Genomic DNA, 20,215 nt, shown 5'->3' with positions numbered 1-20,215 from the left:
GCCAATTGACGAGCCCACATCCAATATAAAGGAGCGTTTTTGATGCTTGGGATTTTAAACAAAGTGTTCGATCAAAATAAACGCGATTTGAAGAAACTGTCAAAGAAGGCGGAGCAGATTGATGCCCTGGCTTCCACTATAGATAAACTGACTGATGACCAGCTGCGCGACAAGACGGCTGAGTTTAAGGCACGCCTGGAAAAAGGCGAGACGCTTGATGACATTCTTGTCGAAGCATTTGCTGTTGTCCGCGAGGCCGCGAAGCGTGTGCTTGGCCTTTATCCTTATCCGGTCCAGCTGATGGGGGGCGTGTCCCTTCATGAGGGGAATATTTCCGAGATGAAAACCGGTGAAGGTAAAACGCTGACAGCCACAATGCCTGTTTACCTGAATGCCCTGGCAGGAAAAGGCGTTCACGTTGTAACGGTCAATGAATACCTGGCCAGCCGTGATGCGACGGAAATGGGCCGTCTCTATGAATTTCTGGGCCTCACTGTCGGATTGAACCTGAACGGACTTTCAAAAGAAGAAAAGCAGGCTGCGTATGCGGCTGATATCACTTACGGCACGAATAATGAGCTTGGCTTTGACTATCTGCGCGACAATATGGTCCTTTATAAAGAGCAGAAGGTCCAGCGCCCGCTGTATTATGCGGTAATAGATGAAGTCGACAGCATTCTGATCGATGAGGCGCGTACACCGCTCATCATTTCCGGGTCTGCGCAAAAGTCTGCCCAGCTTTATATCCAGGCGAATGCTTTTGTCCGCAACCTGAAAAGAGAAGATGACTACACTTATGATGAAAAAACAAAAGGTGTCCAGCTGACAGAAGAAGGGATGACGAAGGCAGAGAAAGCTTTCGGGATCGATAATCTGTTCGACATTTCCCATGTGGCGATCAACCACCATATCACACAGGCCTTGAAGGCGCATGCGAGCATGCATCTTGATGTCGATTATGTCGTCCAGGACGGCGAGATCGTCATAGTTGACCAGTTCACTGGCCGTCTGATGAAGGGGCGCCGCTACAGCGACGGTCTCCATCAGGCGATCGAAGCGAAGGAAGGCCTGGAGATCCAGAACGAAAGCATGACGCTTGCGACTATCACTTTCCAGAACTATTTCCGTATGTACGAAAAGCTGGCCGGTATGACAGGTACAGCGAAGACAGAGGAAGAGGAATTCCGCAATATCTATAATATGTATGTAACGGTCATCCCGACGAACAGGCCGATTGCACGTGACGACCGTGCAGATCTGATTTATGCAAGCATGGACGGCAAGTTCCGTGCGGTGGTCGAGGATATTGCCGAGCGCAACCAGAAGGGCCAGCCTGTGCTTGTTGGTACGGTGGCCATCGAGACATCTGAAATCATTTCTAAATATCTGACGAAAAAAGGCATCCGCCACGATGTCCTGAATGCGAAAAACCATGAGCGTGAAGCGGAAATCATCGCCCATGCCGGTGAAAAAGGATCTGTTACCATCGCCACGAATATGGCGGGGCGCGGTACTGACATCAAGCTTGGTGAAGGCGTGAAGGAAGTGGGCGGCCTTGCGGTCATCGGTACGGAAAGGCACGAAAGCCGCCGGATCGACAATCAGCTCCGCGGACGTTCCGGACGCCAGGGAGATCCGGGTGTGACTCAGTTCTATCTTTCCATGGAAGATGAATTGATGCGCCGCTTCGGATCTGACAACATGAAATCAATGATGGAGCGCCTTGGCATGGATGACAGCCAGCCGATCCAGAGCAAGATGGTATCAAGAGCGGTTGAATCTGCGCAGAAACGCGTTGAGGGCAATAACTTTGATGCCCGTAAGCAGCTTCTGTCATATGATGATGTATTGCGCCAGCAGCGTGAAATCCTTTATGCACAGCGCAATGAGGTGCTTGAGTCTGAAAACCTCCGCGAAATTGCCGAGAAGATGATCCAGGCTGCCCTGCAGCGCAATGTGGAGGCTTTTGCCCCTGCTGTCGAGGATGAAGAGAACTGGAATCTGGATGGCCTGCTTGATTATGTGAACGGCAACCTTCTCAATGAAGGCGACCTTACTGTCAATGACCTGCGCGGCAAGGATACAGAGGAAATCTTTGAAACCATCTATGCGAAGGTAAAAGAGCGCTATGATGAAAAAGAAGAAATTCTTGCTGAAGATCAGATGCGCGAGTTCGAAAAGGTTGTTGTGCTTCGTGCGGTTGATTCTAAGTGGATCGACCATATCGATGCAATGGACCAGCTTCGCCAGGGAATCCATCTGCGCGCCTATGGCCAGATCGATCCGCTGCGCGAGTACCAGCATGAAGGCTTTGCGATGTTCGAGAACATGATTGCAAGCATCGAAGAAGATGTGGCCAAGTACATCATGAAAGCGGAAATCCGCAACAACCTTCAGCGTGAAGAAGTTGCCAAAGGCCAGGCGGTCAACCCGAAGGAAAATGAGGGCGGCAAAGTAAAGAAAAAACCGGCTGTAAAGCAATTGGATGTCGGACGCAATGACAGCTGCATCTGCGGAAGCGGCAAAAAGTACAAAAACTGCTGCGGCAAAGAAGCTTAAGCATAAGAACAGAAGAGGGCCGGTAAAGCTCGATCAGCTTTGCCTGCTCTCTTTTTCCTGATACACTGTAAAAAAACTATTTAGAGGTGACTGGAATGGAATTAGCAGACATTCGCAATGAGTTAGAGAGAACAGCTAAGGTATTAGCGGACTTTAGGGGGTCTCTTTGACTTAGAAAACAAAGAGGCGCGCATCGCCGAGCTTGATGAAGAAATGCTGCACCCGAATTTCTGGGATGACCAGAAAGCGGCGCAGGTTGTCATCAGCGAGTCGAATGCCCTGAAGGATCAGGTACATGAATTTCATGACCTGTTTGAAACATTTGAAAATCTGGAGCTGACTTATGAGCTTGTAAAGGAAGAAAGCGACGAGGACCTCCAGAATGAGCTTGCAGAAGAGCTGACCGAGCTGAGCAAGCGCCTTGCGCAGTTCGAGCTGCAGCTATTGCTGAGCGAGGAATATGATAAAAATAATGCCATCCTTGAACTCCACCCGGGAGCAGGCGGTACAGAATCCCAGGACTGGGGCTCCATGCTGCTCCGCATGTACACACGCTGGGCAGAGAAAAAAGGCTTCAAGGTAGAAACGCTTGATTATCTGCCAGGTGATGAGGCCGGTATTAAAAGTGTAACACTTGCCATCAAAGGGCATAATGCCTACGGCTATCTTAAGGCTGAAAAAGGTGTTCACCGCCTCGTCCGGATTTCGCCGTTCGATTCTTCAGGGCGCCGCCATACCTCTTTCGTTTCATGTGAGGTTATGCCGGAGTTCAATGATGAAATCGAAATCGATATCCGTACAGAAGACCTGAAAATCGATACGTACCGGGCAAGCGGCGCCGGCGGACAGCATATCAATACAACCGACTCAGCTGTCCGTATTACCCACTTGCCGACAAATGTAGTGGTAACCTGCCAGACCGAGCGTTCCCAGATCAAAAACCGTGAACGCGCCATGAAAATGCTTCAGGCTAAGCTCTATCAGAAGAAAATTGAAGAGCAGGAGCAGGAGCTGCTGGAAATCCGAGGCGAGCAGAAGGAAATCGGCTGGGGAAGCCAGATCCGCTCCTACGTGTTCCATCCGTACAGCATGGTCAAGGACCACCGCACAAGCACGGAATCAGGAAACGTGCAGGGCGTAATGGACGGCGATCTCGATCCATTCATCAATGCTTATCTGCGTTCAAGACTAAGCTTATAATATTGAAGGAAAAGCCATTGCCGGATCCGGCAATGGCTTTTTTTGTGTGGAATATGTGTGGGGCCTGTATGAGGGTGAGGAGATTTTATACTTTTATGGTCTTTTTCAGCTGGTTGATCTCTTTATCATGGACACCGGTTTTCTTGCTTAAGTACTCAATATCAATCTTCACTGCGTTCAGTTCGTTGGAAACGACCTGGTACAGCTTTTCATGGGTATCAAGCTTCGTTTCAATCTTTTTAAAATGGCTTCTCATTTCGGTGGTAAGATTGTCAAACCTTTCATCCATAGCATCGAACCGCTGATCCATAGCATCGAACCGCTGATCCATAGCATCAAACCGCTGATCCATAACATCGAATCGCTTATCCATGCCGTCAAGCCTTACTTCAACTGAATCCAGCCTATTCTCCACGGAATCGAGCCTGTTTTCAACTGAATCCAGCCTGGTCTCAACATTAGTAAGTCTGTTTTCGATAGAATCCAGCCTTTTATCCACACCATCAAACCGGCTGTTCATCTGTGACCCAAGATTCGCCATCTGCTCCTGCATGCTGACGAGGATTTGTTCGAGGGACTTCTCCATGTTTTATTCACCTCCTTTTCGACATTATACCACTTTTCTGTGTACAGGAATCCACACTGTATATTTTTGTAAAAAAGATAAAAACTAAGGACAGCATTAGTTTAGTTTATCTGATTCCCGAAGATCCATACACTTCCGCTCCACTCCTTTAATACGTCACTTTATTGGCATTTACAGCCTTTTTTCAACATGCTATACTCACTGTCGGCTATGAAAAGCCTATGGAAGAAAAAAAGTAAACAGGAAACTTTCGACAAATAACGGGAGGTACCTGTCACCAATAATGTTACCAATAAAGGAGCAGGATGCAAGTGAGCAAGAAAAAGAGGGGAAGTACATATAACCCTGGGGCGGAGCGGGCGCTTGAGTATTTGTTTGTGCTTGTGGGATCAGGGATTGTGGCGGTGGCGTTCAATGTGTTTTTGCTGCCGAACCGGATCGCTTCCGGCGGAGTGAGCGGGATCAGTACAATATTGGACGCATTGGTTGGCTGGGAGCCGGCGTATGTGCAGTGGGCCTTTAATATTCCGCTGTTCGTCGCAGGGCTGATATTCTTAGGCAGGCAGTTTGGGGCAAAGACTTTGGCGGGGACCATTTTCCTTCCGTTTGTCGTATTTTTGACGAGCCGTGCGGAGCCCTGGACACATGACCCGCTTCTTGGCGCCCTGTTCGGCGGAATCGGGGTCGGCCTTGGACTTGGGATTGTATTCCGCGGGAAAGCTTCAACGGGAGGCACCGATCTGGCGGCACAGATAATCAATAAATATACAGGGCTGACCCTTGGGACATGTGTGGCCATCATTGATGGCCTGATCGTCCTGTCTGCAGCGGTCATCTTTGATATTGAAAGAGGTTTGTATGCACTTATTGCCCTTTATGTGACAACTAAGACGATCGATTTGATCCAGGTTGGCTTCAGCCGTTCGAAAATGGCCATGATCATAACAGACAATCAGGCAGCTGTCAGGGAAGGCATTTTGAATAAAATCGACCGCGGAGTGACAAAACTATCAGCATATGGCGGATATACCGACCATGAACGGCCAATCCTGATGTGTGTTGTTGATCAGACGGAGTTCACTAAATTGAAACAACTCGTCAAGACCATAGATCCTCAAGCGTTTATTATAGTAATGGATGCATCTGAAGTGCTCGGCGAAGGCTTTAAGCGCGCCTAGGCTTACAGGTGTCCGGATATTATCCGGATCTAGGGAGGTATGCAAAATGAAGAAGAAATTGATGATGATTTTTATGGGAGCTTCATTGGTCCTTGCGGCATGCGGCGGCGGGGAAGAAACAAATGAAGGCAGCGAATCGGCAGGAGCGGGCGACCCGCAAAAAATGTTCACCCAGAAATGCTCAACCTGCCATGGCGATAATCTTCAGGGCGGGGTTGGCCCGAATCTTCAGAAGATCGGGTCACAGCTTTCCCAGGAAGAAATTGAAAAGACGATTGCAGAAGGCAAAGGCGCCATGCCGCCAAGGCTTCTTGAAGGTGAGGATGCCGCTGCGGTGGCAGAATGGCTGGCAGCTAAAAAGTAAGAGGTTAGAAACCGCTGTGTCCTACTTTAGTAGGACACAGCGGTTTTTTTATTTTTAGAAACAAGAAGGTTTTTCCAGTGTTTTTGTCGTATTTTAACAAATTACGATACCCGATTTTAGGAAAAAAGAATCATTTTTTATACAAATGAAAAGAAACTGTAATATTTTTTTCCGTTATTTTGACAAACTATGATGTTATAATGGGTTGAGTGAGAATACGAACAAGCTGCTTTTAGTAGTTTTGTGTTTAATTTTGTCACGTTTTTATAAACACTGTTGTCGAATTGCTGTCGATTTATAGCGAAAAGTTAATTCTATTCTTAACACTAAACTACAGGTGATATAAATGATCGAAATGCAAGACGTATATAAGAAGTATTCCAACGGAGTAACTGCTGCCAACGGGATAGACGTACGGATCAAGCAAGGAGAGTTTGTATATGTTGTAGGTCCGAGCGGGGCCGGCAAATCGACCTTCATCAAGATGATGTACAGGGAAGAGAGGCCGACATCCGGTACGATAACGATTAATGGCGTGAACCTTGAAAAGCTGAGGCCAAACAAAGTTCCGCTGCTCCGCCGAAACATCGGCGTTGTATTCCAGGATTTCAAGCTGCTTCCTACTTTGACAGTTTACGAGAATGTCGCATTTGCCCTTGAAGTTATCGAGGAACAGCCAAAATATATTAAAAAACAGGTTATGGAAACCCTTGAGCTGGTCAATCTGAAGCATAAGGCGCGCATGCTGCCGACTGAATTGTCAGGCGGGGAGCAGCAGCGTGTATCCATTGCACGATCCATCGTGAATTCACCGAAGGTAGTCATCGCCGATGAGCCTACCGGGAACCTTGACCCCGACACCTCGTGGGAAATCATGAACATCTTTGATGAAATTAATACGAGGGGCACTACCGTCGTGATGGCGACTCACAACAAAGAAATAGTAAATACGATCAAACATCGCGTAATTGCCATTGAAGGCGGAAAAATTATACGTGATGAGCAGAGGGGGGATTACGGTTATGAAAGCTAGAACCCTTCGCCGTCACATCAGGGAGAGCTTTAAGAGCCTCGGCCGGAATGGATGGATGACATTCGCATCTGCCAGCGCGGTAACCGTCACTCTTATCCTGGTCGGTGTGTTTTTCGTTATTATGATGAATCTCAATCAAGTGGCTACCACCATTGAAGAGGACGTGGAAATCCGCGTTCACATCGATATTGCTGCAAATGAGAAGGATCAGCAGGTTTTACGGAATAAAATAGAACAGATACCCGAAGTGGGAAGCGTCGAATTTTCAGCCAAGGAAGAAGAATTGACCAATCTGATAGACAGTCTTGGGGATGAAGGCCAGGCCTTCAAGCTTTTTGAACAGGACAATCCGCTGAACGATGTATTTATCGTAAAAACGAAAAACCCGGAAGATACAATGAAGACGGCAGAGAAGATTGAGAAGCTTCAGTATGCCACAAAAGTTAAATACGGACAGGGACAGGTAGAAAAGCTGTTCGGCTTTATCAATACAAGCCGGAATGTCGGTCTTGTCCTGGTAGTGGGACTGCTGTTCACCGCTATGTTCCTGATTTCGAATACTATTAAAATCACAATCGTTGCAAGAAGGAAAGAGATTGAGATTATGAAGCTGGTTGGGGCGACCAATGCATTCATCCGCTGGCCGTTCTTCCTTGAAGGGCTGTGGCTGGGAGTGCTGGGAGCAATCCTTCCGATCGTGCTGGTCGCAACCACTTATAATTATGCCTATGATTATATCTCGCCAAGGCTTCAAGGCCATTTCATCCAGCTGCTGGAATTCAATCCATTTGTCTACCAGGTATCCGCACTCCTCATTCTGATGGGAGCATTGATCGGAGTCTGGGGCAGCCTGATGAGTGTCCGCAAATTCCTTAAAGTATAAGTTTAAAAGAAAAGATGCATGGAAGGGCCCTTCAGGGGGGAACCATACTCCGGGCCCTTTATGCGTCATAGAATAGACGTATGAATAGTATGAAAAGTTTCAAAAACATATAGAGGACGATCTAACCCGTACATATGGCCCCATTGGAAAGGAGAAATCGGAACTTGAAAAAATCAATAGCAGCGTTTTCTTTTGCCGCGGCTGTCGGCCTGGGAAGCATCTTTGGAGGAATCCCTGCCAGCCAGGCATCAGCGAGCAAAATCAGTGATCTGGAAAGCAAGAAAAATCAAATTCAGGAAGAGCGCTCCGGCAATGACAGCAAGATTAACAGCGCTGATTCAGAGATTAATAGACTACAGGGTGAGCAGGATAAGGTGAGCAAGGAGCTTGAGCGCCTGAGCCTGTCCATCTCTGATACAGAAACGAAGATTAAGGAAAAAACAGAGCAAATTGCAGCAACGAAAGAAGAAATAGAAAAACTGAAGGCAGAGATCGTGGTCATCACCGACCGCATCAATAAAAGAAACGAAATGCTTAAGGACCGCGCCCGCTCCTTCCAGGAAAATGGCGGGATGGTCAGCTATCTGGATGTCCTGATGGGAGCACAGAACTTCAGCGATTTCATTGACCGCGTTGGGGCTGTCGCTACGATTGTGGAAGCAGACCAGGATATCCTGCGCGAGCATGAGGCAGACAAAAAGCTTCTTGAAGAGACTCAGGCAAAGGTGGAAAGTGAGCTTGCTTCCCTGGAGAAGATGCGCACCGACCTTGAAGACATGAAAAAGCAGCTGAATGCACAGAAAGCTCAAAAGAACAAGCTGATGGCCAGCTTAAAGGATCAGGAAGAGCATAAGCATGCTGAAAAGCTGAATCTTGAAGAAGAAAACGAACTGCTTGCTGCCCAGGAGGCTGCCATCAAGCAGGCGATCGAGCTCGAGAAAAAGCACCAGGCAGAATTGGCAAGGCAGGCTGAGCTTGAGCGTCAAAGACGTGCGGCTGCAGCAGCGGCAGCAGCGGCTGCCAAGAAAAACAGCTCATCCGGAAGCAGCAGCAGTAGCAGCAACAATAGCAGCAACAATAGCAGTAGCAGCGACGGCGGCGGCCCAGTATCATCCGCACCTTCGATTTCAGGAGGAAACTTCACGAAGCCTGCTGCAGGTGTTGTGACATCCGGACTTGGACAGCGCTGGGGAACCTTCCATGCGGGCGTTGATATTGCTAAGAGCGGGACAGTTCCAATCGTAGCAGCTGCAAATGGTGTAGTAATCAGATCATATTATTCCAGCAGCTATGGAAATGTTGTATTCATCTCGCATTCTATTGAGGGACAAGTCTACACGACTGTATACGCTCATATGAGCAGCCGTTCAATCGGCACAGGAGCGACTGTCTCAAAAGGACAGCAGATCGGCATTATGGGCAACACCGGGGATTCTCAAGGACAGCATCTGCACTTCGAACTGCACAGAGGTCCTTGGAATGCAGCCAAATCGAATGCCATCAATCCAATCGGCATCGTACCGATGTAATAAAAAAGGAAGAAGCCTCTAAGCTTCTTCCTTTTTTTATGCACGAAAAGATTAGTCTGTCTTTTTTACAGGTGCAATCTCAAGTCCTTCCATGCTCAGTGCCTCATTGATGGCATGCTTGAGTGTGGCAAAACAGTGCTGGTCATTCAGCGTGATATTCCGCTCTGTCAGCTGCATGCTGATTTGCGGAGAGATGCCTACAATGAAAGGCTTGACCCCCATCAGGGTTATTGTTTTTGTGAGGTTATTCAAAAGCTCCAAAATATAGTCATCAACAGAGTTGATGCCTGTTATATCCACAATCAGTGTAGAGGGTTTATGAAGCAGAAGGCCTGAAAGGACCTTTTCGATGAGCTGTGATGAACGGTTCTCCTCAAATTTGCCCATTAAAGGAAGGACTGTAATGCCATCTATTACGGGGATAAGCGGAGAAGACAGATCATTCACCAGGTCGCTCAATTCTCTTGTACGCTGATCGACTTTTCTTTCAAGTTCGAGGATTGCCTGCTGCTCTTTCTTTCGGATGCTGTCATGTATATTGTCTTTCGGTGTGATTTGAGAAGGGAAATAGCTGATTTCCGTATAAGTGCTTCCTTCAAAGGTGCTGGCTGTGATTTCATACCAGATGCTTGTAGCAAACAGGCCTGACAGCACACCTGCCCAGTGGCCCGGAATAAAGGCACCTGCCGTGCTTTTTCCCTGGGCGCGGATGACCCGTTCTTCCCAATCATTATTCAGCCGCAGCATCGCCGTTCTTTTATCCAGGGAATATTCGGTTATCTCAACCTGGCCCCACCCGGCACTTCTATAGAGCGATGGAAGATATTCAATGATTGCTTCTATACTTTTGCCTGTGCTTTTATAGAATCTGCTTACATCCTCACCGGTCCTGTAGCCCGCTGTTTCAAGCACCAGTCTGGCAGAATCATCTCCTGCTACTTCTTCGATTGTGTTGATAAAGGTTTTCAGGGCGGTTTTGGTCCAAAGGAGAATGGCATCATCTCCTTCAAAATTAAGGGAACCGCTGCTTTCATTCCATTGGATGGTCGTTTGCCCAATTTTAAATTCATTATTAGTCATTTCATCCAAAAAGCTTTCCTCCTTCAGCCAGCAAGTTATCATAAACTCCGTTACCATTTTACCCTTAAAGCAGGGGTGAATACCAATAAAAAGGGAAATAGTGCGGTTTTAAGCTAGGGGGAAAATGGATTCCATCATAACCTGTCCATATCTTTCATATAGTGAAATATCAAGCTTAAGGCTTATGAAAGGAAGATAGCTATGAATCGAAGAGTGCTCGCTTTTTTTATGGCCGGATCACTGCTGGCCGGATCGGGAGGGACATATGCAGGAATGCAGTGGTTCTATCATTCGCAAAAAGAGGCAGGCCTTGAGCCAAAAGCCGGTTTGGAAGGCAAGGAGGATCCAGGCAGCGCTGCACCAGAGGAGCTCGGGAAGGTAGGACAGGCGTATGACCTGATTCTTGGAAGCTATGTAGAGAAGGTAGAGGGAGAGCGGCTGGTAGAAGGGGCCATCCAGGGGATGCTTTCTACATTGGATGATCCTTATTCGGTATATATGAACGAAGAAACGGCCAGGCAATTCAATGAAACGCTTGAGTCATCGTTTGAAGGGATTGGAGCGGAAGTCAGCATGGTGGAAGGAAAGGTGATCATTGTATCTCCTTTTAAGGATTCTCCTGCAGAGAAAGCCGGTCTGAAGCCAAACGACCAGATTCTGAAGGTGGATGGTGAAAGTGTTGAAGGCCTAGATTTATATGAAGCCACTTTGAAAATCCGCGGTGAAAAAGGAACGAATGTTATGCTGGAAATACGGAGACAGGGCCTTCAGGAACCGCTTTCGGTAAAAGTGAAAAGAGATGAAATCCCACAGATCACTGTCTATGCGGAAATGAAAAAAGAAAACGATAAAAAAATCGGCCATATCGAAATTACGACTTTTTCAGAGGATACAGCAAAAGAATTCAGCAAAGAGCTTAAAAAGCTTGAAAAAGAAGGATTGGACGGACTGATCATTGATGTGCGCGGCAATCCGGGAGGACTGCTGTCCAGCGTCGAGGAAATTCTGAAAGGTCTCGTTACTAAAGAAAAGCCTTATGTTCAGATTCAAAAAAGAAACGGAGATAAAACCAGATATTTCTCAGAGCTTGAGAAAGAAAAAGACTATCCGGTAGCCGTTCTGATTGATAAAGGCAGTGCGTCTGCGTCTGAAATTCTTGCCGGAGCGCTGGAGGAAGGGGCAGGCTACCCGCTCATCGGGGAATCCACCTTTGGAAAAGGGACAGTCCAGCAGCCCGTCCCGATGGGAGATGGAAGCAATATTAAGCTGACATTGTTCAAATGGCTGACGCCTGATGGAAATTGGATTCATAGGAAAGGGATCAAGCCGACGATTGAAGTCGTCCAGCCGGAGATCTTTCATACCCACCCGCTCAATCTGGAAAAGCCGCTTGTGCTTGATATGAATAATGAGCAGGTGAAAAATGCCCAGATCATGCTAGATGGGCTCGGGCTGTCGCCTGGACGGAAGGACGGCTACTTCAGTAAAGCGACCGAAACGGCGGTCAAAGCCTTCCAGCAGCATCAGGGACTGGAGGCAACAGGCAAGGTTGACAGCAAGACCGCTGCCGAACTTGAACAGGCCATTATCGCCGAAACCAAGAAAGAAGAAAATGATATCCAGCTTCAGGCCGCTATCCGCTATTTAAGCAGGTAATCCTTAGCAGTGACAGGTACCTCCCGAAATTTGTCGAATCTATTAAAGGGCAGCAGGCATCAGTAATATTCGCCATATCGAATATTACTGGTGCCTGCCGCCCTGTTTTTTTGATAGAATAGGAGTAATAGAAAACTTTTATACTAGAGGTTGGTGGAAGCATTTGATTCAGGAGTGGCTTTTGGAGCTGGCAAAGGGTGCGGGAAAGCTTTTGCTGAATCCCGTGTTTTATTATCTGTTCTTTGTAGCGGCGCTGCTTGGCGTTTCCAGAGTGAAGCGCGAGCGCAAGAATTTTCATATCAGGGTGGAAAATGCCTACTTTGAGCTGCGCCAGCTGATTCCGGCTGGGCTTGCAGCCGGTCTGGTCCTTTCTGTGATAACTCTGGGAACCGGCATGGTGATTCCGATTGAGCTTGTATGGCTGACAGCGGCATTCACCATTCTTTGGAGCCTGACAGGAAGGGTCCGGCTGCTTGCCCCGGCTTATACGGCGGGAGCAGCATTTTTCGCAAGCATTTACATCATTGACAGGGGGTATAGCATCCCTTTCATTGAAGCTGCCGGCAATTGGACGGATGACATGCTCTTCCCTGCGGGTGCGTCTCTGCTTGCTCTTCTGATGATTGGAGAAGCTGTCCTGATTGTGCGGAACGGCGGCAGGGCAACGTCCCCTAAGCTTATTAAAAGCAAAAGGGGCCAGACAATCGGTGTCCACGAAACGAAAAGGCTTTGGCTGCTTCCTTTATTTTTGCTGATCCCTGGCGATGCAATCTCTGGGCTGTTTGGCTGGTGGCCCTTATTTTCCATTGGGGACAGCTCTTACTCAATCATTTTTGTGCCTTTTTCGATAGGTTTCCATCAGCAGGTCCAGGGCATGCTTCCGGATATGGCTGCCAAGCGGACTGGCAGAAGGCTGCTTGTTTTCTCTATCGTCCTTCTCCTGCTTTCGGCAGCCGGCTACTGGTACCCGCTGGCATCGGTTGGGGTTGCTGCATTGGCTGTGATCGGAAGAGAATTCATCACATACCGCCAAAAGGTATATGACCGGAACCAGCCTTTCTTTTTCTCGAGAAGGAACGAGGGCCTTGTTGTTCTTGGAGTCAAGCCGGGCACGCCCGCAGAATCGATGGGCCTTAAAACCGGTGAACTGGTTTCGAAGGTGAATGGACTGAAGGTCCAGGATGAAAATGATTTATACAATGCCCTTCAGCGCAACGGAGCCCACTGTAAATTGGAAGTATTCGATGTAAATGGACAGATCCGCTTTGTCCAGAAGGCATTATATGAGGGAGACCATCATGAGCTCGGCATTCTGTTTGTTCAGGATGAGTGGAAGAAAGATGAGCGGGCTGTTTGATGTCCGGAAATGGAAAGCTGTTAATAGACAAGCGAGGGACAATCGTCCCCCGCTTTTTTCATCTGCCTATAAAATTGGTGAGCTTTGAAACTGCACTTTGCAGGCGCCGTCAGAAATTACCAGTATTTAACTGACGAATCAGTATTTCCTTTATATATAATATAATGGGAGGTTAAATTAATAGAATTAAGGGGGTGAAAGTTTGAAGAAAGTGATACATATATTATCTGCTTTAATAATTGTTGATGTATACCTGCATATATTGATGCCGTTTCTATATTATGCATTTATGATCATTGTATTTGCCTTTACTTCCATAGTTTCTGCTTATTTGGGAACTGGTTTAATGTATTTGATTGCTCGTCCAGTAATTGCTGAGTTAATCCTGGGCTTTCTGTTTGCGGCTGCAGCCTGGAAGCGGGATTTAAAAGGGTTTGCAGCGGGAGCTTTTTTTGCAGCCCTGCTGTCTAGAGCATATGAGTGGTTTGTGCTCAATTTAACCAACAGTCCTAATAATATGATCTATGAATATCTAACGAGGGATAGAAATATTATTCTTGCCAGGGCCTTTCTATTAGTTATTGTGAGTCTAGTGGGCATAATCGTTTTCAGAAAGGATTATAAGTTCTTAAATAGAAGAGCTCTGATAATTACGGGAGCAGCCGCAATGCTTATTTATAGAATTTATGAAGGTGCAGCAGGAGGCGATCCATCTTATGTGAATGCCATTTCATCTGAACGCAGCACGATTGCAGGTTTACTTCTGCTGCTGGCCGCGTACATTATCAGCTTAGTGAGATGGAACACAATTAAAGGAGTGAAAGCATGAAAAAATCAATGTCTATTTTTCTAGTATTATTAATGTTTATTAGCCTGCTGGGTACATCAGGAAGTGCCTCTGCCGCAGGAGGAAAGATTTATGTGAAAAATAACGTTTCAATTCTGTTAAATGGTAAGAAGCTATCTATTTCGGATCCTGTCATCAATCAATCAGGACATATTTTACTGCCGATGCGTGCTGTTTATGAGGCAGTTGGGGCATCAATAACTTGGAATCAGAAAGAGAAAACCGTTAAGGCAAACAGGAATGGGAAGGAAATGATTTTAAAAATCAATTCCTCCGCTGCCTATGTGAATGGTGTTAAAAATACTTTAACAACCCCGCCTTTACTATATAAATACCGTACATATGTCCCGCTGCGTTTTGTTATTGAAAACTTTGACGGCAAGGTTATATGGAATCAGAAGAAGCAGACAGTAGAGCTTACTGTAGGCGAGGCAGCTGTTCCTGAACAGCCTGCAGATCCTTTTACTTTATATCTCAATAACAGAAGGATTGTTATGGACAAGCCTGCCATCCTAAAAGGCGGCAGAAATTATATCCCAGCAAAATATTTCTATGAAAATCTTGAAAACTCTACAGGTGAGTGGCTTGATCAGCAGTCAATGGAAATGGTTATTGGGGGGCTAAGCTTTACCTTTACACCGGGAAGCAGGACAGTGCTTGTTAACCAGGAGCCCGTTCTAATAGATGAAGTGCCTTTTATGGCCAATGAAGAATTGTATGTTCCGGTCCACTATGTAGTAAATGCGCTTGGAGGCAACTTAAGATTTAGAAGTGAATCGAAAGAAATCTATATTTATATTAATCAGTTCATGTTTACAAGCGAGTTTCTGCCTAAAGAGTATGGTTCGACAATCAGGCCGGAGTACACTCCATCAGCCAGCCTTGAGGGCAGCAGGGATTTGCTGCTCAGTGATAATCCTGAGACTATCACTTCAGCGCATGCTTCTTCTGCAGCAGTCTTGTCTGAAAACATAGTATCGGCACAAGAAGCATCACGAGACCACAGAGTATTTGGCTGGCATTATAATCGAATAGGCAAGGACATGAAATTAGGCATTACCATAGAGAATCGCTCGCAGAGCAAAACCCTGCAGATTGCTTCTTCAAAAGGCATAACCAAGAGAAGCAACAACAGCTGGATAAACTATGATATTGGCTTGCCAATTGCAGATGCTGTTTTGAATGAACGCCTTGTAAACAAGCTTCCTGCTAATACTGTTATAAATCCAGGTGAAACAGTCGTTCTTGAGGAATTTGACTTTTCAAGGCAGTTTATCATTGGCTTCCTGAATGATTTAACGATTACATCTTCAGGACAGGGAAATTCAGACTACGTCATCAGGACTGTACTTGCTGAAACAAACCAGAATCTTGCCGACATAAAGGGGAACCCTCTTCCGGTTGACCGGGACGCTGCCCACCCAAGAGGAGTCTGGCCGCAGACAAGCGTGAAGACAGAGATTCCTGCTTATACGGCTGGGACCGCGGAAGTCGGTTATAATCTATCAAATGGAAGAACGGATCATCTATTAACGGAGGACAATTCGCTTTCAAAAACTAATGGATCAGTAGGCAATCCAGGTCATTTTGGTCTAACGTATAAGGTTCATATCCCACTTGTAAACCCTGACGGATCCAGCAAAAAGATTCGTGTTAAAGCTTCTGGAAGAGGGGGGCTGTATAGTGGGGCAATCAAGATTAATGGAGAGGTCCATCTGATTCCTACATTAAGGCCAGGCACTGAATATGTAAATATTATGGATTATGACCTGCAGGGAACCAGTGGTTCACTGGAGATTGAGATTATGCATGCCGGCGGTGCTGCACTGCCTGTAGCGATATATCTGGAAACTTTATAAGCAATTAGAAAGAGAGCTGCTGGGGCGGCTCTCTTTTATTTCTATAACTTCCTTTCGTTTCCATGATAAAATTAATCTAACTTAATTGGAAGGGAGCGTTTATGATGATCAAATTCGGAGTCATCGGCACAAACTGGATTACAGAAAAATTGGTGCTTGCCGGAAAAGAGCTGGAGGATTTTCAGCTGGCGGCAGTGTATTCAAGAACACGGGATAAAGGCGAAAGGTTTGCGGAGAAGTTTGGTGCAGAGCATATATTCACAGATTTGGAGAGTATGGCAAAAAGTGAAGTGATAGATGCGGTGTATATTGCAAGTCCCAATTCGTTTCATAGCGGGCAGGCAGAGCTGTTTTTGCGAAATGGGAAGCATGTGCTTTGTGAAAAGCCGGCAGCTTCAAATGCGGCTGAGCTGAAGGTGATGATCCAGGCTGCTAAAGAACATAATGTGCTGTTCATGGAAGCGATGAAAACGACATTTTATCCGAATTTCCAGCAGATCAGGGAGCATTTGCCGAGGATCGGGAAGGTGAGGCAATACTTCGCCCACTATTGCCAGTATGACTCCAGGTATGAAGATTACAAGGAGGGCAGGCAGGCAAATGCCTTTGATCCGAAGCTGTCAAACGGCGCTTTGATGGATGTCGGCGTGTATGCGATCTATCCGATGCTGGTTCTTTTCGGAAAGCCGAAAAGCCTCCAGGCAAGCGGAATTCTGCTGGAAACCGGGTCGGATGCGTCCGGAAGCATTGTCTTTACCTATGATGAAATGGATGCGGCTGTCCTTTTTTCAAAAATCACGGATTCCTCCCTGCCGGCCGAAATACAGGGTGAAAAGGGCTCGATAAAGATAGACCGGATTTCTACCATGGATGTAGTCGAGCTGCAGCTGCGCAACCAGGAGCCAGAAATCATCTCCGTGGCGCAGAATAAGAACAGCCTTTTCTATGAGCTTCAGGAATTCATCCGCCTCGTCAAGGCGGGGGAAAAAGAATCAGATAAAAACACATTCCAAAACAGCATGCTGGTCTTGGAAATGCTGGATGAAGCCAGAAAACAGATGGGAGTCGTATACCCGGCAGATAGTGAGAGACAGGGGGAGTGAAGGCACCATCTATTGATATTCAGCAGGAATCTGCACGGGCAATGAAAGAGATGGGCCGAACCCAAGAATTCGCAGCCAGCCTCATGAACAAACAGTGCCGGATGCAGAGAATGCTTTCATATCGATTGATGACACATCTTATTAAGATGGTCTAACCGATTGAGAACATTACAAATGGTTCTGCTTTCATGAATTCATACAAGGAAGCAGCTGAATCCATTTAAAGCATGTCAGCAGGATTCCAGCAGTCTGTATCAGCTTGCAATGAAATCAACGCCATCTCAGATCAGCAGCTTGAAGCTCTGGAAAATATTGCTGCTTCGCTGAGTCCCTTTAAGGATCCCTCTGATGAACTGTCAATTGTCATACATAACATTAATGCAGGAGAAAGGTAACCCGGTACTTGCAAAAGCAGGCTGAATGTTAATGGAAACTCTTTTTCCTGCCTGCCTCCAGACTCATGACACCAATCAAAATATACTGAATATAATATAAGTCATTTTGATTCTTCTTGTGGATAAGCTGAAGCTGGTTCAGCAGTTCGTATAATTGTTTTTTGCTCAAACACTCAAGGAGAAGGTTGACCGCCTTCGTGCGGCTGATTCTTACTGATTCCTCGGGTGTATTGATGCACATATCTTTGAAAGGGGTAATATAAAGGTTCAGCAGATCCTTTATTTCAAAGGTTGTCAGCTGATTGTCACTGAATGAACTGGTATCATGCATAGTCTGTCCCGCCTTTCATTAGGTTTATTATTTCTTTACCCGTTGTGTGTCTGAATATGATGAAAATTGTATTATTAATTAAACATAGTAAAAGATTGGTAAAAAAAGCCCTGTTCCTGAAATGAAGGAACAGGGCTTTTGTCATTATTGCCATCATATTTTAAAGTGACTGATAAGATCTTTCAGTTCATCGGCCATAGAGGAAAGTGATTTGGACGATAAAGCGATTTCTTCCATAGAAGCAAGCTGTTCTTCTGTTGAAGCAGCAACTTCTTCAGTGCTGGAGGAATTTTGTTTTGCAATTAGAGATAATTGCTCTGCTGATTCTGTAAACTTATCCACGCCCAGGGAGATTTGATTGATTGCGAGGGTGACCTCTTCTACCTGTGGTGTAATTTCCCTTGATTTTTTCAAAATTTGATTGAATTTGAGTGAGGCCTTTTCCGAAATGGCCAGCCCCTCTTCAGTATTCCTGGATACATCCGCCATGACGGATACAGATCTTTCTGTATCATCCTGGATGCTTTGGATGATTTCCGAAATCTGCTTTGCAGATGTCTGTGTCTGTTCTGCCAGCTTCCTTACCTCATCAGCCACGACGGCGAATCCTTTGCCGGCTTCGCCTGCTCGCGCAGCTTCAATGGCAGCATTGAGAGCGAGCAGGTTTGTTTGATTGGAGATCCCACTTATGACGTCGAGAATATTTCCTATCTCATTGGAACGCTGTGATAAGGATTGGATAACTGCATTCGATTCTTTGACAGAGCGGTGAATGCTTTTCATCTGGGAAAGATTTTGCTGCACCGATTCCTCGCCTGCCTGTGCTTCCATTTCTGCCTCTTTTGATAATCCGAAAATCACAGAAGAATTTTCTGCTATATGCTCAATGCCCTGATTAACTTCCTTTAAAATGACGGAATTCCCTTCCATTTTTCCTGATGTTTGCTCGGCGCCGCCTGCGATTTCCTGAATGGCAGATGCTACATGCTCTGTAGCCTGTGTGGTTTGATCTGCGCTCGCTGTAAGCTGTGCGGATGAAGAAGCTACATGGGCAACGGAATCTCTGACATTTTCAACAATATGTTTAAGGGAATCGATCATATGATTAAAGCTTGCGGCAAGCTGGCCAATTTCATCTTTCCTGTGAAGGGAGAAGCGGCTGGTCAAATCCCCTTCGGCAATGGTTTGTGCCTTTGCAGCCAATAGGCTAAGCGGCCGCGTTATGGACCGGGTTATCATAATAATGATGATTCCAAAAATTAAAATGGAGGCACCAAGTACAGCTGCCAGGCTAAATAAAATAGGCTGGGCGGCATCATTGATTTCATTCTTATACATGGTACCGACAATTTTCCATCCTGTAAGTTCATTGGTGAGGAAGGTCATTTTCTTATCTTGTCCCTCCAGGAGATAGGAAAACTGCCCTTTATCCATCTCATAAATCTTGTTTTTCCAGCTTTCAGCTGCTTGTGTTCCGGCGTCTTTATTAGGATGGACGAGGTACTTTCCGCTTGCGTCCAGCAAAAGCACATAGCCTTCCGCTCCAATCTTGCCGCCCGCTGTCTCAGCAAGCATTCCAAGATCAATATCAATGCCGATGACCCCGCTTCCATCTTTGTTGGTTTTGGCAAGTGAGATGGTGGTTCCGCCTGTGTTTACATCTGTATAGGGCTCTGTGATAATAATTTCCCCTTTTTTCTTCATTGCGTCCTGATACCAGGGTCTTTCTCTAGGATTAAAGTCAGCAGGCAGATCAATTTTCGGAGAAATAGTAGTTTCTCCAGTATCCGTCCCCACATAGATGGCAGAAGCTTCTTTATGGAGCTCTGTGTATTGGTCGAATTTTGTCTGCATTGCTTCCTTATCCCCGAAATCCTCACGGGTAATTTGAGTGGAGAAGTACTCCAGATCATTTTCTTTAGGTGTAAAAATACTATTAATATTTTTATTTATAGCTGCAATGCTTTCATCTGCAGCAGAGAGGATAGTAGTTTCTAGTTCTCTTTTGGCCGATAGATAGGAGAACCCCCCGATTAATACGCTTGGAATGATAAGGACTAATACAAAAGCCAGAATCAGCTTTCTTTTTATCGATAATCCAGGTAATTTAAAGTTTCTTTTTTTGTTCATTTCCTTTTCCCCCAAATCTGCTATATTCCTGACAAGTTAATATATTTATCGGCATAATAATCATAAATTTTACAAAAAATAATAATATTATGATTATTCAAATTAAATATCTTCTATAACAAAAG

General features: G+C 46.0%; 17 protein-coding genes and 1 pseudogene. 13 read left to right on the top strand and 5 right to left on the bottom strand.

Features of this window, described 5'->3' with window-relative positions; all coding sequences use genetic code 11:
• Positions 1-42 precede the first annotated feature (42 nt).
• Complete coding sequence (secA, locus tag LCM00_RS13160) at positions 43-2,559, top strand: preprotein translocase subunit SecA (RefSeq protein WP_224902624.1); 2,517 nt, start codon at positions 43-45, stop codon at positions 2,557-2,559.
• A gap of 95 nt (positions 2,560-2,654) precedes the next feature.
• Positions 2,655-3,759 (top strand): peptide chain release factor 2 gene (prfB, locus tag LCM00_RS13155; RefSeq protein ID WP_224902622.1). Its coding sequence is split into 2 segments (ribosomal slippage): positions 2,655-2,726 and positions 2,728-3,759, totalling 1,104 coding nucleotides; the frame shifts between segments, so codons are not numbered across the junction.
• Between the two features lie 85 nt (positions 3,760-3,844).
• Here the strand turns inward: prfB and LCM00_RS13150 are convergent.
• Positions 3,845-4,345 (bottom strand): hypothetical protein, encoded by a 501-nt coding sequence (locus tag LCM00_RS13150; protein ID WP_224902621.1) that lies wholly within the window; start codon positions 4,343-4,345, stop codon positions 3,845-3,847.
• Positions 4,346-4,650: 305 nt separating this feature from the next.
• On the opposite strand from LCM00_RS13150, the gene LCM00_RS13145 reads away from it, so the two are divergent.
• The 5 genes from LCM00_RS13145 to LCM00_RS13125 all read left to right on the top strand — a co-directional run bounded on the left by LCM00_RS13145 (position 4,651) and on the right by LCM00_RS13125 (position 9,332).
• A complete protein-coding gene (locus LCM00_RS13145; RefSeq protein WP_224902620.1) occupies positions 4,651-5,523 on the top strand; it encodes a YitT family protein in 873 nt (290 codons plus the stop codon).
• A gap of 46 nt (positions 5,524-5,569) precedes the next feature.
• On the top strand, positions 5,570-5,887 hold the full coding sequence (cccB, locus tag LCM00_RS13140) for a cytochrome c551 (RefSeq protein WP_224902619.1): 318 nt from the start codon (positions 5,570-5,572) through the stop codon (positions 5,885-5,887).
• Between the two features lie 346 nt (positions 5,888-6,233).
• Positions 6,234-6,920: a cell division ATP-binding protein FtsE gene (gene ftsE / locus LCM00_RS13135; RefSeq protein WP_022544395.1), complete on the top strand. Its 687-nt coding sequence runs from the start codon at positions 6,234-6,236 to the stop codon at positions 6,918-6,920.
• Entirely contained in the window at positions 6,910-7,803 is an 894-nt protein-coding gene (ftsX, locus tag LCM00_RS13130) for a permease-like cell division protein FtsX (RefSeq protein ID WP_224902618.1), read from the top strand. Before ftsE ends, ftsX begins: the two co-directional genes overlap by 11 nt.
• A gap of 164 nt (positions 7,804-7,967) precedes the next feature.
• Entirely contained in the window at positions 7,968-9,332 is a 1,365-nt protein-coding gene (locus LCM00_RS13125) for a murein hydrolase activator EnvC family protein (protein ID WP_224902617.1), read from the top strand.
• 51 nt (positions 9,333-9,383) lie between these two features.
• Here LCM00_RS13125 and LCM00_RS13120 read toward each other — a convergent pair whose 3' ends face one another.
• A complete protein-coding gene (locus tag LCM00_RS13120; protein ID WP_404802163.1) occupies positions 9,384-10,412 on the bottom strand; it encodes an STAS domain-containing protein in 1,029 nt (342 codons plus the stop codon).
• A gap of 201 nt (positions 10,413-10,613) precedes the next feature.
• Between LCM00_RS13120 and LCM00_RS13115 the strand changes: the two genes are divergently transcribed.
• From LCM00_RS13115 to LCM00_RS13090, 6 genes are all read left to right on the top strand, one after another.
• Positions 10,614-12,068, top strand: a complete 1,455-nt coding sequence (locus LCM00_RS13115) for a S41 family peptidase (protein ID WP_224902615.1) — start codon at positions 10,614-10,616, stop codon at positions 12,066-12,068.
• Between the two features lie 163 nt (positions 12,069-12,231).
• Complete coding sequence (locus LCM00_RS13110; protein WP_224902612.1) at positions 12,232-13,425, top strand: PDZ domain-containing protein; 1,194 nt, start codon at positions 12,232-12,234, stop codon at positions 13,423-13,425.
• A 202-nt stretch (positions 13,426-13,627) separates the two neighbouring features.
• Complete coding sequence (locus LCM00_RS13105; RefSeq protein WP_224902609.1) at positions 13,628-14,254, top strand: hypothetical protein; 627 nt, start codon at positions 13,628-13,630, stop codon at positions 14,252-14,254.
• Positions 14,251-16,131 (top strand): stalk domain-containing protein, encoded by a 1,881-nt coding sequence (locus tag LCM00_RS13100; RefSeq protein WP_224902607.1) that lies wholly within the window; start codon positions 14,251-14,253, stop codon positions 16,129-16,131. Before LCM00_RS13105 ends, LCM00_RS13100 begins: the two co-directional genes overlap by 4 nt.
• Before the next feature lie 104 nt (positions 16,132-16,235).
• Entirely contained in the window at positions 16,236-17,234 is a 999-nt protein-coding gene (locus LCM00_RS13095) for a Gfo/Idh/MocA family protein (RefSeq protein ID WP_224902604.1), read from the top strand.
• Between the two features lie 227 nt (positions 17,235-17,461).
• Positions 17,462-17,629 carry a hypothetical protein gene (locus LCM00_RS13090; RefSeq protein WP_224902601.1) on the top strand — a complete coding sequence of 56 codons (168 nt, stop codon included), beginning with the start codon at positions 17,462-17,464 and terminating at the stop codon, positions 17,627-17,629.
• A 28-nt stretch (positions 17,630-17,657) separates the two neighbouring features.
• Here LCM00_RS13090 and LCM00_RS13085 read toward each other — a convergent pair whose 3' ends face one another.
• From LCM00_RS13085 to LCM00_RS24900, 3 genes and pseudogenes are all read right to left on the bottom strand, one after another.
• Entirely contained in the window at positions 17,658-17,960 is a 303-nt protein-coding gene (locus LCM00_RS13085) for a hypothetical protein (RefSeq protein WP_224902598.1), read from the bottom strand.
• Positions 17,961-18,113: 153 nt separating this feature from the next.
• Entirely contained in the window at positions 18,114-19,061 is a 948-nt protein-coding gene (locus tag LCM00_RS24905; protein ID WP_404802162.1) for a methyl-accepting chemotaxis protein, read from the bottom strand.
• Positions 19,056-20,090 (bottom strand): annotated as a pseudogene (locus LCM00_RS24900) (HAMP domain-containing protein); the annotation flags it as partial. The gene LCM00_RS24905 and the pseudogene LCM00_RS24900, both read right to left, overlap by 6 nt.
• Positions 20,091-20,215 lie beyond the last annotated feature (125 nt).

The organism is Bacillus infantis (genome assembly GCF_020171945.1).
GTDB classification, from domain to species: Bacteria; Bacillota; Bacilli; order Bacillales; family Cytobacillaceae; genus Bacillus_AB; species Bacillus_AB infantis_A.
Note: the sequence above shows the minus strand (reverse complement) of the source record. Positions and strands in the feature narration are given on the sequence as shown.